This is a genomic window from Photobacterium carnosum (assembly GCF_021236965.1).
Taxonomy (GTDB): Bacteria; Pseudomonadota; Gammaproteobacteria; order Enterobacterales; family Vibrionaceae; genus Photobacterium; species Photobacterium carnosum.
This window is the reverse complement of record NZ_WMDN01000004.1, coordinates 261421-276926: the sequence shown is the minus strand read 5'-3', so window position 1 is coordinate 276926 and position 15506 is coordinate 261421. Positions and strand designations below refer to the sequence as shown.

Annotated in this window: 10 protein-coding genes; 7 read left to right on the top strand and 3 right to left on the bottom strand. The window is 41.4% G+C overall.

Annotation, left to right across the window (positions count from 1 at the left end; translation table 11 throughout):
- Positions 1 to 28: 28 nt before the first annotated feature.
- Positions 29 to 673, bottom strand: coding sequence for an N-acetylmuramoyl-L-alanine amidase (locus GLP24_RS06360; protein WP_232615705.1), 645 nt, complete (start codon positions 671 to 673; stop codon positions 29 to 31).
- The gene (locus GLP24_RS06355; RefSeq protein ID WP_232615704.1) at positions 670 to 1548 is read right to left on the bottom strand and encodes an alpha/beta hydrolase; all 879 of its coding nucleotides are present in this window, start codon (positions 1546 to 1548) and stop codon (positions 670 to 672) included. The genes GLP24_RS06360 and GLP24_RS06355 overlap by 4 nt, the downstream gene beginning before the upstream one ends.
- A 230-nt stretch (positions 1549 to 1778) precedes the next feature.
- Between GLP24_RS06355 and GLP24_RS06350 the strand changes: the two genes are divergently transcribed.
- Together GLP24_RS06350 and GLP24_RS06345 are read left to right on the top strand one after the other, a co-directional pair.
- On the top strand, positions 1779 to 3152 hold the full coding sequence (locus tag GLP24_RS06350; protein WP_232615703.1) for an MBL fold metallo-hydrolase RNA specificity domain-containing protein: 1374 nt from the start codon (positions 1779 to 1781) through the stop codon (positions 3150 to 3152).
- The gene (locus tag GLP24_RS06345) at positions 3145 to 3435 is read left to right on the top strand and encodes a GIY-YIG nuclease family protein (RefSeq protein ID WP_232583611.1); all 291 of its coding nucleotides are present in this window, start codon (positions 3145 to 3147) and stop codon (positions 3433 to 3435) included. Before GLP24_RS06350 ends, GLP24_RS06345 begins: the two co-directional genes overlap by 8 nt.
- 1154 nt (positions 3436 to 4589) lie before the next feature.
- Here the strand turns inward: GLP24_RS06345 and mnmC are convergent.
- Entirely contained in the window at positions 4590 to 6779 is a 2190-nt protein-coding gene (gene mnmC, locus GLP24_RS06340; protein WP_232615702.1) for a bifunctional tRNA (5-methylaminomethyl-2-thiouridine)(34)-methyltransferase MnmD/FAD-dependent 5-carboxymethylaminomethyl-2-thiouridine(34) oxidoreductase MnmC, read from the bottom strand.
- Between the two features lie 342 nt (positions 6780 to 7121).
- Between mnmC and fabB the strand changes: the two genes are divergently transcribed.
- The 5 genes from fabB (at position 7122) to GLP24_RS06315 (ending at position 15479) form a co-directional block, all read left to right on the top strand.
- Positions 7122 to 8336 (top strand): beta-ketoacyl-ACP synthase I, encoded by a 1215-nt coding sequence (gene fabB, locus GLP24_RS06335; protein ID WP_101769348.1) that lies wholly within the window; start codon positions 7122 to 7124, stop codon positions 8334 to 8336.
- Positions 8337 to 8700: 364 nt separating this feature from the next.
- Positions 8701 to 9867: a nucleotide sugar dehydrogenase gene (locus GLP24_RS06330; protein WP_232615701.1), complete on the top strand. Its 1167-nt coding sequence runs from the start codon at positions 8701 to 8703 to the stop codon at positions 9865 to 9867.
- 20 nt (positions 9868 to 9887) lie between these two features.
- Positions 9888 to 11063, top strand: coding sequence for a 4-phosphoerythronate dehydrogenase (locus GLP24_RS06325; RefSeq protein WP_232615700.1), 1176 nt, complete (start codon positions 9888 to 9890; stop codon positions 11061 to 11063).
- On the top strand, positions 11060 to 12073 hold the full coding sequence (locus GLP24_RS06320; RefSeq protein WP_152653043.1) for an aspartate-semialdehyde dehydrogenase: 1014 nt from the start codon (positions 11060 to 11062) through the stop codon (positions 12071 to 12073). Before GLP24_RS06325 ends, GLP24_RS06320 begins: the two co-directional genes overlap by 4 nt.
- Before the next feature lie 310 nt (positions 12074 to 12383).
- Positions 12384 to 15479 carry a FimV/HubP family polar landmark protein gene (locus GLP24_RS06315; protein WP_232615699.1) on the top strand — a complete coding sequence of 1032 codons (3096 nt, stop codon included), beginning with the start codon at positions 12384 to 12386 and terminating at the stop codon, positions 15477 to 15479.
- Positions 15480 to 15506 lie beyond the last annotated feature (27 nt).

The following is a 15506-nucleotide window of genomic DNA, read 5'->3' as shown; positions in this document are numbered from 1 at the left end:
ATAAAAAACTAGCCTGTATTCCCTTGCTCTACTTGTTCTTTCTCACCTTTTTTCTTTTTTCTTTTTCCTGCTGTACCCACTCCAAAATCCCTTTTACATGATAATCAATAATTTTCTGTCGGCCTGTTGGTGACATTAATATTAAACAACATTCGCTTTCATTATCCATAAAGAAATTTTCGGTTAATACCGCCGCCATGTGAGTTTTTCTTAACATATAAAAGCCGCGCTCTTTATCACTGTCGCCATCACTGTAATCACTTCGTAGTGGCTTATTAGGAAATGCTTGCGTAAAAGCGTGAGCAATATGATCGGCAATGGTGTCGCTAGTGGTTTGACCGTGACTGGTATAAACCTCAAACCCTTTGCCACCGCCAGCATTGGCATGGACTGAAATTAGTAAGCATTGGTGATTAGGGTATTGGGTGGCTAAATGGTTGGCACGATTAACGCGGGTGCGAAGGCTGATATCTTCTAGCTCTGGCACAATAATTTTATTTTCAATGTCGTGTAAGGTTAGTGCTTGGCTTATGCCTTGGGTGATGGCGCGATTAAATTCCCCTTCAAATAACTGTTTACCGTTCGACCATAATGGTGAGCGTTTGCCTGCGGTTTGGTAAACACCATTAATAATGCCGCCATGACCGGGATCTAATAATATAAAGGGTTTCATAATGTCACCTTTGGTATTCCATATTTCGCGATAACATCACTCCATAAATAACCATATGATTTGTGTGAATTACCCGGATAATCATTGGTGATATAACAATCTTGAGGTTTTATTTGATGGCGATTAGCAAGGTAATCATCACTTAAATCATGATCGATGCATACGATGTCGGTTTTATCACTGACATTGATCCATTGCTCGGTGACACAATCTGGCGTCGCTAATTTTTTAACGCTCTGTTGTTGGGTTATTTTGGGTAAAAAGCCTTTGACACTGGTAAGCCCAAGTGGTGAGCCAAACGTAAACCATGTGCTAATTTGTGGTGGCGTCGTTTGGCGGCTAAGTTGATGCAGTACGTTATAAGCGATTACAGTACCCATTGAATGGCTGAGTAAAATAATCGGTCGATGTTGATATTGATTAAGCAGTTTTATTAATGGTTGTTCGACAGCTTGTTGATAGTTTTTATCATGAAAGTAATGATGAATGTCAGGTAACAGTGATTTTAAAAACGGTTTTGAAATAAAAGAAAACACATTGAATTTATCTTCCATCCATTCTGCAATTTTAGCACTCCACAGAGAGGCGTTAGTGGTCGTTAATCGCAGTTGATTATTATGGTTACTATTACGTGCTGGTAACGGTTTAATGGTGTAAATATGTGGAATCGCGGTGGTCGTGGAGGCTGATAGCACTAATGGTTGTTGATAAAAGTGATCAGCATAATAGGCCATTTTAAAATCAATCTGAGGATGTAGCTGTGATTGATTATAACGTTGTAAGCCATGTTTAAGTGCTTGCTGCCAATGTGCACTTAAGGTTGTGGTTGGCAGTTTATTTCCTCGGCCATGAATCGCAATAATGATCGGGTACATAATCGGTAAGCTCTCTTAATATGTCATCGGAGGGCTATTACATTTAATCTGTCTTTGATTGTACATGTTGAGGTGTTTTTTTGTGATCCATTAAGTACAACGTAATGTTTGTTACATTGCATTAACATTTTAACCGCGAATGCCTCTTATTTCTACTTGTTAACATTTCTAACAATATCTGTGCGCTGTCATTATAGAACTCTTATTGATTATAGGTAGGGGAGAGAGAGGTGAAGATTGTTCATCATGGTGCGAAAACAGGAGTAACGGGATCATGTCATGAGCTTATTATTGGTGATAATAGCTTATTAATTGATTGTGGTTTATTTCAGGGAAAAGAAGCCCGTGAGACACTAGATATTGAATTTGATATTAATAAGATGGCTGCGTTATTACTGACTCATAGCCATATTGATCATATTGGGCGTTTGCCGTGGTTACTTGCCGCAGGCTTTTCTGGCCCGATTTATACCACCGAAGCAACTGCTGCATTAGTGCCGTTAATGTTGGAAGATGGGCTTAAAATTCAGTTAGGGCTCAATAAAAAACAGTGTGAAAAGGCATTAGCGTTAATACATCAGCGAATTCGTCCTGTGCCTTATGATTGCTGGGCGCAAGTTGTGTTACCGACTGGCGAGCTAGTTAAGATCCGTTTTCGACCTGCGGGGCATATTCTGGGTTCTGCTTATATTGAAATCAAATTGCCAACCAATGAAATTGTCGTTTTTAGTGGTGATCTTGGACCTAAAAATACGCCATTATTAACCGATCCTATTGCTCCGAAATCTGCGCACACGTTGGTAATTGAAAGTACGTATGGCGATAAACCTCACCACCAGCTTGAACATCGACAACGAGTATTAAAACAGATTATTGAGCGTTCATTACAAGATGGTGGGGCGATTATTATTCCTGCCTTTAGTGTTGGTCGTACCCAAGAATTATTATTTGATCTTGAAAATATTATTGCAGAGGTTGATGTTGATCCTAATGAAGATCAAACCATTAAACGGGTTTGGAAACGTTTACCAATAATATTAGATTCGCCACTGGCACAAAAGGTGACGGAACAATATCGCTATTTTCATGAGCTATGGGCCAAAGAAGCAAAGCAAAGGCGTTATATGGGGCGGCATCCACTCGCCTTTGATCAATGCATTACTATTGATAGCCATGCCGATCATATTGAATTGGTAAATCGACTTCAACATTCAGGAGAGCCTGCAATTATTGTTGCCGCGAGCGGTATGTGCTCTGGTGGGCGAGTGGTGAATTATTTAAAAGCCTTATTAGCTGATAAACGTACCGATGTGATTTTTGCAGGTTATCAAGCCCAAGGCACCACCGGACGCGCATTAGTGGATGGTGAAAAAGTGATTAAAATTGACGATAAGGTAGTTGATGTTAAGGCACAGATTCATCAATTGTCAGGCTATTCGGCCCATGCTGCGCAAGAAGATCTTGTGAGTTTTGTGGCTGATATTGAGCAAGGTCCACAAGTGATTAAAGTCGTGCATGGTGATTTAGAGGCACAAACCGCTTTAGCGACTGAATTACGAAAAGTGAAACCAGAAGCGACGGTGATTATAGCCGCGAGTGAGTAGAGAGCCTGCGGTTTATATTTTAACTTCAGAGTTGAAAACAGTACTTTATATAGGGGTAACTAGCCAATTAGTTGCCCGTATTTGGCTGCATAAAAATAATGTGGTGGTTGGTTTTTCGCAAAAGTATCAAGTACACCACTTAGTGCATTATGAAGTATTTGACACCATGCACGCTGCGATTGCGCGAGAAAAGCAACTAAAGAAGTGGCGTCGTTCATGGAAGGAGCAATTAATTACGGAGAATAATCCACAGTGGTTAGATTTGTACGATAGCTTATTGTGATAACCAAGCCTGTTATTTTTTACTGTGAATGTACGAACCCAACCCCCGTCATTCCCTACAGTGAGGTTACGAACGAGATAGGGAATCTACCATCCACGCGTCGTAGAGTAACTGTATTCATTGGTTTCTTTAATGCCAATCCTTACCCCGTCATTCCCTACAGTGAGGTTACGAACGAGATAGGGAATCTGCCTCCGCGCGTCGTAGAGTAACTGTATTCATTGGTGTCTATATGGCTCAATTACGCGGTAAATAGATCGCGGATAGCCTCGTACCTCAGCTTCTGAGATGACGAATAATAGGCAGCGGTATTGGAAATGATGAATGCCAAGCCTCACCCCGTCATTTCCTACAGTGAGGTACGAACAAGATAGGGAATCTACTATCCGCAAGTTGTAGAATAACTGTATTCACTGGCGTCTGTATGGCTCAATCACGCGGTAAATAGATCACGGATAGCTTCGTTCCCTCAGCTTCCGAGATGACGAATAATAGGCAGCGGTATGGGAAATGATGAATGCCAAGCCTCACCCCGTCATTCCCTACAGTAAGGTACGAACGAGATAGGGAATCTGCCTCCGCGCGTCGTAGCGTTTATGTTCTTCGTGGGATTTTAGCGTGTATTCACTTGCGTCTATATGGCTCAATCACGCGGTAAATAGATCGCGGATAGCTTCGTACCTCAGCTTCCGAGATGACGAATAATGGGCAGCGGTATTTGAAATAATGAATGCCAAGCCTCACCCCGTCATTCCCTACAGTGAGGTACGAACGAGATAGGGAATCTACTATAAGCGCGTCGTAGAGTAACTGTATTCACTGGTGTTTGTATGGTTCAATCTCGTGGTAAATAGATCGCGGATAGCCTCGTCCCTCAGCTTCCGAGATGACGAATAATAGGCTACGGTATTTGAAATAATGAATGCTAAGCCTCACCCCGTCATTCCCTACAGTGAGGTTACGAACGAGATAGGGGATCTACTATAAGCGCGTCGTAGAGTAACTGTATTCATTGGTGTCTGTATGGCTCAATTACGCGGTAAATAGATCGCGGATAGCTTCGTCCCTCAGCTTCCGAGATGACGAATAATAGGCAGTATTGTTTTAGCTTCTACTCTTATACGTCCCTGCTTTGTCCTCGCACCTCGAAACCGCTATTTAACCTCTTTCCCACGCACTAATTTCCGTACCCACATTCGTCCTGGGTGGAGATCATCAAGCACTGAGTGTGGTAGTGGTAATGGATCACCGCAGATCTGTGATGCTAATAACTCACCTAGCAGTGGCGCTGAACTTAACCCACGCGAGCCTAATCCGACAATCGCAAATAAATTCTTATAAACAGGTATATTCTGAGCGTAAAGCTGGTTATCTCTTAAATCACGATATTGCTTAATCAAATCATCATAACGACACACATTACCAACAAACGGTAAATGATCACGACTGGCACAACGGACGCCAATGCGTGCGCGTGAGGGTTGATCTAATGCATCAACATCAATTTTACTCGCCCATGGTGCTGTCGCGGGAACGCTATCCAATAACCGTTGTTTGTTTTGCTGCTGATCGTCTTTATTGTAATCAAGATCGCAATTATCACGAGTATAGCTAGCACCAATACAATGGATGTCAGTATTGGTATTGGCTGGGGTTAAATAGCCGTCATAACAAAGTACGGTTTTAAGTTTGGATAATTGCGTATTCGTTGGTACATGGCTAACTTGACCCCGTACTGATGAGGTTGGAATCGGGGCTGTTTGTGGATATTGACCTAAGCGATGACCATTCGCCACCACAACAGTCGTGTGATTAACCGTTGTGCCATTAGTTAACGTTAACTGCCATTGGTGGTGATTATTCTCGGTTTCAATTTGCTCAAGTGCCGTAATATCACTATTAAGGTGTAATGTCAGTTTGCCTGTCTTCACTGCTGATTCAATTAATGCCTGAGTTAATTGTTGCGGACATAACCAACCACCAAGCGGGTAATTAACACTGCGACAATTCGTTTCAACACCGGTGATGGCTCGTGTTTGTTCTACATTCAAACCTTGTACTAACGATGTTGGAAATCCACCAGCCAACATACAATCCAATTTTTGAGTTTGACGCGCTGATATTTTATTATTAGTGGTGAGTGCGTGTTGTTTTTCAGCCTCGGTGAGGTTTTTGCCGTCTTCATCCCATGCTAATTGAGTGACGCCACACCAATCATGATCAAACTGACAATGTTGGGCTGCTTGTTCAATAAATTGACGTGCAAAAATAAAGCCTGGTGCGAAAAAGCGTGAGAGTGAATCATGTTCACCATTAAGGAGGGGATAGACCGCCCCTTGACGATTACCTGATGTGCCTTGAGCTAATTCGCTATCTGCACAATATAAATTGACGGATTGACCACGACGAATCAATGCGATAGCGGTAGTGGCGGAGGCAATACCACCACCAATAATTGCAATATCGTTGGGCTCAGATTGAGGTGCTTGTTGTGAACTACGCGCAAACCAAGGCTTAAAATTCGCTTGCTGGTGGTTTTTTATAACAGTGCCCACTGTCATATGACGTTTAATACCGAACCCTTTGGCTTTTTTGATATCAAAGCCAGCGTCACTTAAACCTCGACGAACAAACCCCGCGGCCGTAAAGGTGGAAAGCGTACATCCAGATCGTGCCATGTTAGCCATACCGTTAAAGATGGCTTGGTTCCACATTTCAGGGTTTTTCTTTGGCGCAAAACCATCTAAGAACCAAGCATCAACAATACCGTCATTGCCGATCCAAACTTGAGGCATACAGTCTTTAATGTCGCCAAACCATAAATCAAGGGTGATCATACCGTCTTCAAGCACAATACGGTGACAATCGGCAACGGCTGGTGGATAATGTTGATCAAGCTTTTGAGTAAACTCAGCCAGTTCTGGCCATACTTGGTGTGCTTTGAGCAGATCTTGTTTAGTGATTGGCGCTTTTTCAAAGCTAATAAAGTGTAATTCTTTGGTGGTTGCTTGTGGGTATTGTTCACGAAAGGCTTTAAATGTTTGCCATAACGCGAAAAAATTAAGCCCAGTACCAAAACCTGTTTCAGCAACTACAAATCGACGTCGATCAAAATCATGCCAGCGTTTAGGTAAACCATTTTGTTTGATGAACACATAACGTGATTCTTCTAGTCCATCGTCATTTGAGAAATAAATATCGTCAAAGTCAGTCGATAATGGGCTACCTACGTCGTTCCAATTAAGGATGGCATTGTTAATTCGAAGTGTGGACTTTACAGAAGTGGGACGAGACAAACGAACCTCTTGTTTAGCTGCTGAGCATTTTGTCACCACTTTATGCATAAAAATACATCAATTATGGGCTCTAAATGCGATTGAAGGGCAATTTTGATTAGATTGTACCTGAAATACAGGAAAGCTGACCACTTTTCAGTAGCAAAGCCGTTATAGTTCTCATACTAAATAATCATTAACTTTTTTGTTTGTTGTAATGAGAAAGTTAAATTAGGCATTATCGGCCCAAACATCTTTAATATCGCGTGTTTTCGTTCGCTGTAGCTAACGAAGAGCGAATGTGAACGCAGATTTTAAAGCCGTTTGGGACGTATTCTAGTCATTGATATAGGGCAGTTGTTGTTCTATAAAATGACTAGGTATTTCCATTAATATCAGTAGGAATTCATCATGAAACGAGCCGTAATTACAGGCATGGGTATTGTATCTAGTATCGGTAACAACGTTGCTGAAGTATTAGAATCCCTAAAAACAGGCAAATCAGGTATTAATTACTCTGAGCAATTCGCTGAAATGAAATTGCGTTCAAATGTTTGGGGTGATCTGAAAATCATTCCTTCAGAGCACATTGATCGTAAGAAAATGCGTTTCATGGGTGATGCTGCTGCATTTGCTTACCTATCAATGGAGCAAGCGGTTGCTGACTCTGGCCTAGCTGAAGATCAAGTATCTAACGAGCGTACAGGTTTAGTTGCTGGTTCTGGTGGTGCATCATCATACAACCAATATCATGCAGTAGATATTATTCGTGAGAAAGGCGTTAAGCGTGTTGGTCCCTACATGGTACCGCGTACTATGTCCTCAACAGTTTCTGCTTGTTTAGCAACGCCGTTTAAAATTCGCGGTGTTAGCTACACTATGAGTTCTGCATGTGCGACATCTGCACACTGTATTGGTCACGCAGTTGAGCTTATTCAACTAGGCAAGCAAGATGTTGTGTTTGCTGGTGGCGGTGAAGAACTTGATTGGTCACTAACCATGATGTTTGATGCAATGGGTGCGTTGTCTACTAAGTACAACGATGATCCATCAAAAGCATCACGTACTTATGATGCTGACCGTGACGGTTTCGTTATCTCTGGTGGCGGCGGTATGGTGGTTATTGAAGAACTTGAGCACGCATTGGCGCGTGGCGCAAAAATCTACGGCGAGATCGTAGGTTATGGCGCAACATCTGACGGCTACGACATGGTCGCTCCATCAGGTGAAGGCGCGGTACGTTGTATGAAGATGGCAATGAAAGACCTTGATGGTCCTGTTGATTACATCAATACTCACGGTACATCAACACCTGTTGGCGATCTAAAAGAACTTGGTGCTATTCAAGAGCTATTTAGTGGTCATAGCCCTGCAATCTCTGCAACAAAAGCAATGACAGGTCACGCACTAGGTGCGGCTGGTGTTCACGAAGCTATCTACTCAACGTTAATGCTAGAGCACGGCTTTGTTGCGCCAAGTATCAACATTGAAAACCTAGATGAAGCAGCTAAAGGTCTTGATATCGTAACTGAAAAGCGCGATGTTGAACTTAAAACTGTTATGTCTAATAGCTTTGGTTTCGGTGGCACAAACGCAACATTAGTCATCAAGAAATACGAAGCGTAAGAATTAGTTTTCGAGGGACGAGGTTTCGAGTAGCGAGATTTCGTTTTTTGAGAATCACAGCGTAAATAAGAAGCGATAGGTGAAAGCCTGTCGCTTTTTTGTGTCTAAATCTCCCCGTTATTCCCTACCGTGAAGTTACGAACGAGATAGGGAATCTGCCATCTACTATCTGCGCGTCGTAAAGTTCGTGTTTTCCGTAGAATATTAGCGTGTTTTTTCTGGTGCTTTTTGGGCTCGATCATGCGGTAAATAGATCGTAGATAGCTTGAGATTTTTTCTTTCTAAATTGTTTTCAGTTAAACTAAGTCATAATAAGTAAGCAGTGAATAATCATTACTTACACATTAATTTATTGGGGTGAGTAATGAAAATTACTGTCGTAGGTACAGGCTATGTTGGTTTGTCTAATGCGGTCTTGTTATCACAGCATAACGAAGTTGTAGCACTTGATATTATCGAAGAGAAAGTTGCACTTATTAATCAAGGTTTATCTCCCATTGTTGATCAGGAGATTGAAGACTTTTTACAACACAAAATGTTGAACCTTGTTGCCACAACTGACGCAACACATGCTTATGATGGTGCTGAGTTTGTGATTATTGCAACCCCAACAGATTATGATCCAATCACTAACTATTTTAATACCAGCTCAGTAGAAGCGGTGATTAAAGATGTTATAGCAAAAAATCCAACGGCGATGATGGTTATCAAATCAACGGTTCCGGTTGGATATACTGAAAGTATCAAACAACAATTTGGTATTAATAATATTATGTTCTCACCTGAGTTTTTACGTGAAGGTCGTGCCCTTTATGATAACTTATATCCTTCGCGTATTATTGTGGGTGAGCGTTCAGAACGCGCTGAGAAATTTGCAAATCTTTTAAAGCAAGGCGCGGAAAAACGAGATATCGCGGTGTTATTTACTGAATCAACAGAAGCTGAAGCGGTTAAGTTATTTTCAAATACTTACCTTGCTATGCGGGTCGCTTATTTTAATGAGCTTGATAGTTATGCTGAAGCGCTAAACTTAGATAGTCGTCAAATTATTGAAGGTGTTGGTTTAGATCCTCGAATTGGTAACCATTATAATAATCCTTCATTTGGGTATGGTGGTTACTGTCTGCCTAAAGATACCAAGCAGTTACGTGCTAATTACCGAGATGTGCCGAATAATATTATTGGTGCTATTGTTGATGCGAATACTACTCGTAAAGATTTTATTGCTGACTCCATCATAGCGAAACAGCCTAAAATTGTTGGTATTTATCGTTTAATCATGAAATCAGGATCTGATAATTTCCGCGCATCAAGCATTCAAGGTATTATGAAGCGCATAAAAGCCAAAGGCATTGAAGTAGTGGTATTTGAACCGGTACTTGAAGAAGATGAATTCTTTAATTCTAAAGTGATAAAAGATTTCGACGCCTTTAAAGAAATGTCTGATGTTATTGTGTCTAACCGTATGGCGATCGAACTTGAAGCCGTACAAGATAAAGTTTATACCCGAGATTTATTCGGCGCTGATTAAGTAAAGCAGGGAAAGCCTTAATGAAAATCCTTATCGATGAAAACATGCCGTATGCTCAGCAATTATTTAGCCAGTTAGGTGACGTTATTGCAAAACCTGGACGTACTTTAACCGCTGATGATTTAGTGGGTATTGATGCCTTAATGATTCGCTCTGTAACCAAAGTGAATGCAGATCTTATTGCTAAAGCCGACAAACTTAAATTTGTGGGTACCGCAACCGCAGGTCAAGATCATGTCGATCAGGATTTATTAGCCGCAAAGGGTATTACGTTTACCGCAGCGTCCGGTTGTAACAAAGTAGGCGTTGCAGAATACGTATTAAGTAGCTTGATGGTATTAGGCCAGCAACAGGATTTTTCTATATTTGATCGCACTATCGGTATTATCGGTGCGGGTAACGTAGGAACGTATTTAGCCAAATGTCTTGATGCGCTCGGTATTCGTTATTTATTAAATGATCCGCTAAAGCAAGCACAAGGTGATAAGCGTCAGTTTGATTCACTTGAGCGTTTATTGGCAGAGTGTGATGTGATCACTACTCATACTCCGATAACACGTGATGGCGATTATCCAACCCATCATTTAGTGGATGCTGATTTTCTAGCAGCGATGCAGCCAAATGCGATTTTAATCAATGCAGCGCGTGGTCCTGTGGTGGATAATCAGGCCCTAAAACAAGTATTACAAGCTGCAACCAATGGTTCAGGTAAAACATTAACCGCCGTGTTAGATGTATTTGAGCAAGAACCGTTAGTTGATTTGGAATTATTACCGCTATTAGCGTTTGCGACTCCCCATGTGGCAGGATATGGGCTTGAAGGTAAAGCGCGTGGAACCACGATGGTGTTTAACAGTTTTTGTCAGTTTTTGAGTAGTAAACACCATGCGTTAGCGAGTGATTTATTACCGATTGCGCCTGTACCGCAAGTGCAATTAAGCAGACAATGGGACGAAGTAACGTTATTTAGCTTGATCCAGTTAGTTTATGATGTCCGTAAAGACGACGGTATTTTCCGTCGTGAAATGTTAGCAGCTGGTGACGATAACCGCAAAATGGCCACCGCATTTGATCTAATGCGTAAAAATTACTGGGATCGACGTGAATATAGTGCGATTACAGTAGCGGCGAAGGCCGAGTTTGCGGTAGAGTCGCTGGCTAAATTAGGTTTTACAGTAGTAGAGGTCACTCAATGAGTCAGGAATATGATATCGCAATACTTGGCGCGACAGGCGCAGTAGGCGAAGCTATGGTCGAAGTGCTAGAAGCACGTAATTTTCCTGTTCGCAATCTTTACTTGCTGGCAAGTGATCGTAGCGCAGGTAAAGCGTTACGTTTTAAAGGTAAATCAAAGCGCGTTCGTGATGTAGAAGATTTCGACTGGAGCCAAGTGCAAATTGCTTTGTTCTCAGCAGGTGCGGAAGCATCACGCCATTGGGCACCTATTGCCACTGAACAAGGTGTTATCGTTATCGATAATACCTCTGAATTCCGTTACGAATATGATGTACCGTTGGTTATTCCAGAAGTGAACCCAGAAGCGATTGCAGATTATCGTAACCGTAACATTATCGCTAATCCTAACTGTTCAACGATTCAAATGTTAGTTGCGCTGAAGCCAATTCAAGATGCTTACGGTATTGATCGTATTAACGTTGCGACTTATCAGTCTGTTTCTGGTTCAGGCCGTAAAGGCATCGATGAACTAGCAGGGCAAACAGCAAAATTGCTTAATGGTTTGCCAATTGAAACCAAAGCTTACGATAAGCAAATTGCATTTAACTGTATTCCACAGATTGATGAGTTTATGGACAACGGCTACACCAAAGAAGAAATGAAAATGGTGTGGGAAACGCAAAAGATTTTAGGCGATTCAAGTATTCGTGTGAACCCAACGTGTGTGCGTGTGTCATCATTCTTTGGTCATGGCGAAGCAGTACATGTTGAAACGCATCAACCCATCGTATTAGATGATGTGATTAACTTACTTGAAAATACTGACGGTATTGAAGTATTCCCTAATAATGAATACCCAACACAAGTAACAGATGCCGTTGGTAAAGATCATGTAATGATCGGCCGTATTCGTGAAGATATCAGTCATCCATGTGGACTTAACATGTGGATTGTCGCTGATAACGTCCGTAAAGGTGCAGCAACCAATAGTGTTCAAATCGCTGAAAAGCTGATTGCAGATTATTTGTAATTAGCCGTATTAAAAGTAAGGTCTAGATCGCGTTATTACTGTGTATCAACATGAATAGTGCGAGCAAACTTGCTAACAAAATAACAAAGCGATGGGTGCAAGCCTGTCGCTTTTTTATTTCGTTAGCTGCTAGCTTTTCTTTTGCTGATAACTTGACATAATATGACGCTTATTGTGCTTAAATGTAGTTATTTAAGCGTTATTGATAGTGGTCGTTATGACTACATTGTTATCATCAAGAAACTATTATTTCGAAGTCGTTGTATACGATGTCGAGCAATTTTATCTCTGCCAAAGAGGAATGTAGGCAGTGTCTAACATCCCAAAAATACTTAAACGTATGGTACTACCAGTAGCTTTTGTTACTATTTCTTCTTACTTACCGGTAGTGAATGCAAATACTATACGTATAGTAGGTCCCGCGAATGAAGACAGCTCGTACGCAACTCTTAACCGAGATACCGCCACGAGCCAACTAGACGTACCGACAAAACAGTTTTCGACATCGTCAGCAATGGCACATAATTATGGCCCAACGTATGAAAATGAAACGTTGTGGGGTATTGCGTCACGCCATTTGCCAAATAATGATGTCTCTATTTTTAAAGTTATTGGTGCTATCTACGATCTTAACCATGATGCTTTTGAAAATAATAATATCCATTCGTTATTACCAGGTAGTTATTTAAAATTACCAACAATGGATCAAATTCAACAGCAGCGTATTAGTTCTGTTAGTCGAAAATTAGCAGCCGATCAATTACGTGCGCCTTATGCGACTACATTAAAAAAGAGACGTTTAGCTGATCAGCAAGTGGCAGAGCAGTCATCAATGGCTGTTAAAACCCCCGTGAAAGTGATTAAATTATCGCCTAAGCCACAGGTGGCAACGCCTCAAACGGAATCAACTGAAGCATTAGTTAAGCCTGAAGATACGACTTCGGCATCAGCGGTAAACAGTGCCGCGTTAGCTATTGATGGGGATAATAAGACGATTATTCCTGCGAAACCAGCACAACCACAAGTTGATGTTGCTGATGTTAAAATGAATGCGCTAGTAGAAAGTAACCATGCATTACGGTTACGGTTATCTGCTATGCAGCAAGATATGGCGACATTAAAAGATCAAGTGACTGAAAGTGATGGTATTCGCCAACAAATGGTGTCATTTCTAGAACAACAAAAGCAACCAGAAGTTGTGGTAGAACCAACACCTGAAACATGGCTTGATCGGTTGACGAATAATCCGTGGGCACTGGCTGCTGCAGGCATTATTCCTGGTGGTTTAATTGCGGCATTATTAGCATTATTGTTGTTCCGTCGTAAGAAAGAAGATCCTGAACAACCCACGTTACCTGCGCCTATAAGTGATGGTGATAATACTGTTGCTGTTGTACCACCCATTGACTTGATGGGCACTGATCATGATGACGATCTTGATGATTTATTTGCTGATGATGATTTGTTCGCAGATATCGAGCCTCATCAGGTTATCAATAAAAACGATAGTGCGACGGTTATTACCGAGGATGTAGCTGACGGTACTAAAACTACAGAAAGTAATGTTGATCAATCAGCAATCATTGCGACTGATACTGATTTTGATAGCAATACATTTGATAATAACCTTAGTACTATCTCAGTCTCTAACGATAACGCTATTGGTCTGGAAGACATGGAGCGTGCGCTGGATGAGCTTGATGCAAAGCCAGAGCCTAGTGCAGATGAAGCACTTGCTGCGTTATGGGAAAAATCCCTGAGTGAAGAAGATAATACTAATTTTGATTTATCTGAATACGACGAAGCGACTATTTCATCAGCATCAGCTGAAGATGATAATGAAATCGATAAGCCATTATCTGATCAAGCGTTATTAGATGAGATCTTACAACAAGCACAAACATCAACCCAAGACGTAGATAAGTTAGAAGGCACTACTGCTGCTGAATTAGAGGGTACAACTGTAGTCTCTCAAGATGAATTAGATGCTTTATTTACCCAGTTTAACGATGATCTGCCTGACATAATGTCAATGACTCCCCATAAAGAGAGTCGTGATGATGAATCATTATTTGCTGAAGGTAGCACTGAACTATTAGATGATTTAGTTGCGGGTGAAGATGATCAGCCATTTGATAGCAATATTGAATTAGCGGAAAACAGTACTGATTTATTAGATGAACTGCTTGCTGATGACAATGATAAATTAGCAACAACGTCTGAAATTAAGCTTGATGAAAATAGTACCGATTTATTAGATGAACTGTTAGCTGCAGATTCGACTGCAACAGCGTTTAATCTTGATGATCTGCCTGATTTCGATGAGCAAGCAGCATTTGATCATTTTGAAGATGAAATGTCAGCGCTGCCAGCCACGGATGCTGTACATAACACACCGCTAAGTTTGGATGATTTACCTGAATTTGATGAAAACTCAGCTTTTGATGATCCGCAAGCATTACCATTAGAACAAATGGATGAGCGTTCAGATATTGATGAGCAAATCGCTATCGATAATGTAGCTCGTCAACTGCAACTAGCGGCACAAGCGGCTGAGCATCGTCAACCAGCAGCTACTGAGAATGATAGTGCTAATGCTGAGTCTGATTGTTCCCCGTTTGATACTGCGCGTCATCTGGAATATGCGTTTGATAATATTGATGTCAGAACGTTACCGGAGTTTGATGAAAATGAAGCGCTATTTGCCTCATTTGAAGAGCAGCATGAGTTAGAACAGTACGCGATTGAATGTGGATTCAAATCACAATCAGCATCTGAAAATGTGACATCTGAGGTTGATCAATCACCTGAAGCTAAACAAGATCGAGCTGATTCTGCTGGTTTAGATATGGATGCTTTGTTGTTTGATGGTTCAGATTCTGCTGTGGTTACGCCGCAACGTGGACTTAATAATGATGAGCGAGATCAGCTACTAGCAGTAACAGCTGATAGCGCGATTGCTGATAATGAAGATGTATTAGCAGAAGATGACGCTGCTGTTTGGCAAAGCATGGTCGCTGAGCCTGAACTTGAGCGTGAAGATTGGTCTAAACAACCGGATTTAGCGCAAGAAGATATTAAAGCGACGGCTAAGCTATCTAATTATATCAGCATTGATGAATTGTTAGCTGACGATCCTAATTATCATCAAGAAGATCCAGATGAGAAACCATTAAACCTTGATGTTGGCTTGAAAGAGTTTCCTGATATGTTTGCTAATATTCGTCAATTTGATGTCGACAGTGCCGGCGAATATGCGGGTCAGTTGGATCTGGCGAAGGCCTATCTTGAAATGAATGATATTGGCGGTGCAGTTGATTTGCTGCAAGATATCGTTTTAAAAGGTGAGGGTGACACAAAAGCGGAAGCGAATGCCTTACTGGATAAGTTTAAAGTGAAGAACTAGGCATATTTAGGGACGAGGAACAGCAGG

Coding starts and splice junctions, on each gene's coding strand:
- GLP24_RS06360 (WP_232615705.1), bottom strand. CDS start 673: ATGAAACCCTTTATATTATTAGATCCCGGTCATGGCGGCATTATTAAT.
- GLP24_RS06355 (WP_232615704.1), bottom strand. CDS start 1,548: ATGTACCCGATCATTATTGCGATTCATGGCCGAGGAAATAAACTGCCA.
- mnmC (WP_232615702.1), bottom strand. CDS start 6,779: ATGCATAAAGTGGTGACAAAATGCTCAGCAGCTAAACAAGAGGTTCGT.
- fabB (WP_101769348.1), top strand. CDS start 7,122: ATGAAACGAGCCGTAATTACAGGCATGGGTATTGTATCTAGTATCGGT.
- GLP24_RS06330 (WP_232615701.1), top strand. CDS start 8,701: ATGAAAATTACTGTCGTAGGTACAGGCTATGTTGGTTTGTCTAATGCG.
- GLP24_RS06325 (WP_232615700.1), top strand. CDS start 9,888: ATGAAAATCCTTATCGATGAAAACATGCCGTATGCTCAGCAATTATTT.
- GLP24_RS06320 (WP_152653043.1), top strand. CDS start 11,060: ATGAGTCAGGAATATGATATCGCAATACTTGGCGCGACAGGCGCAGTA.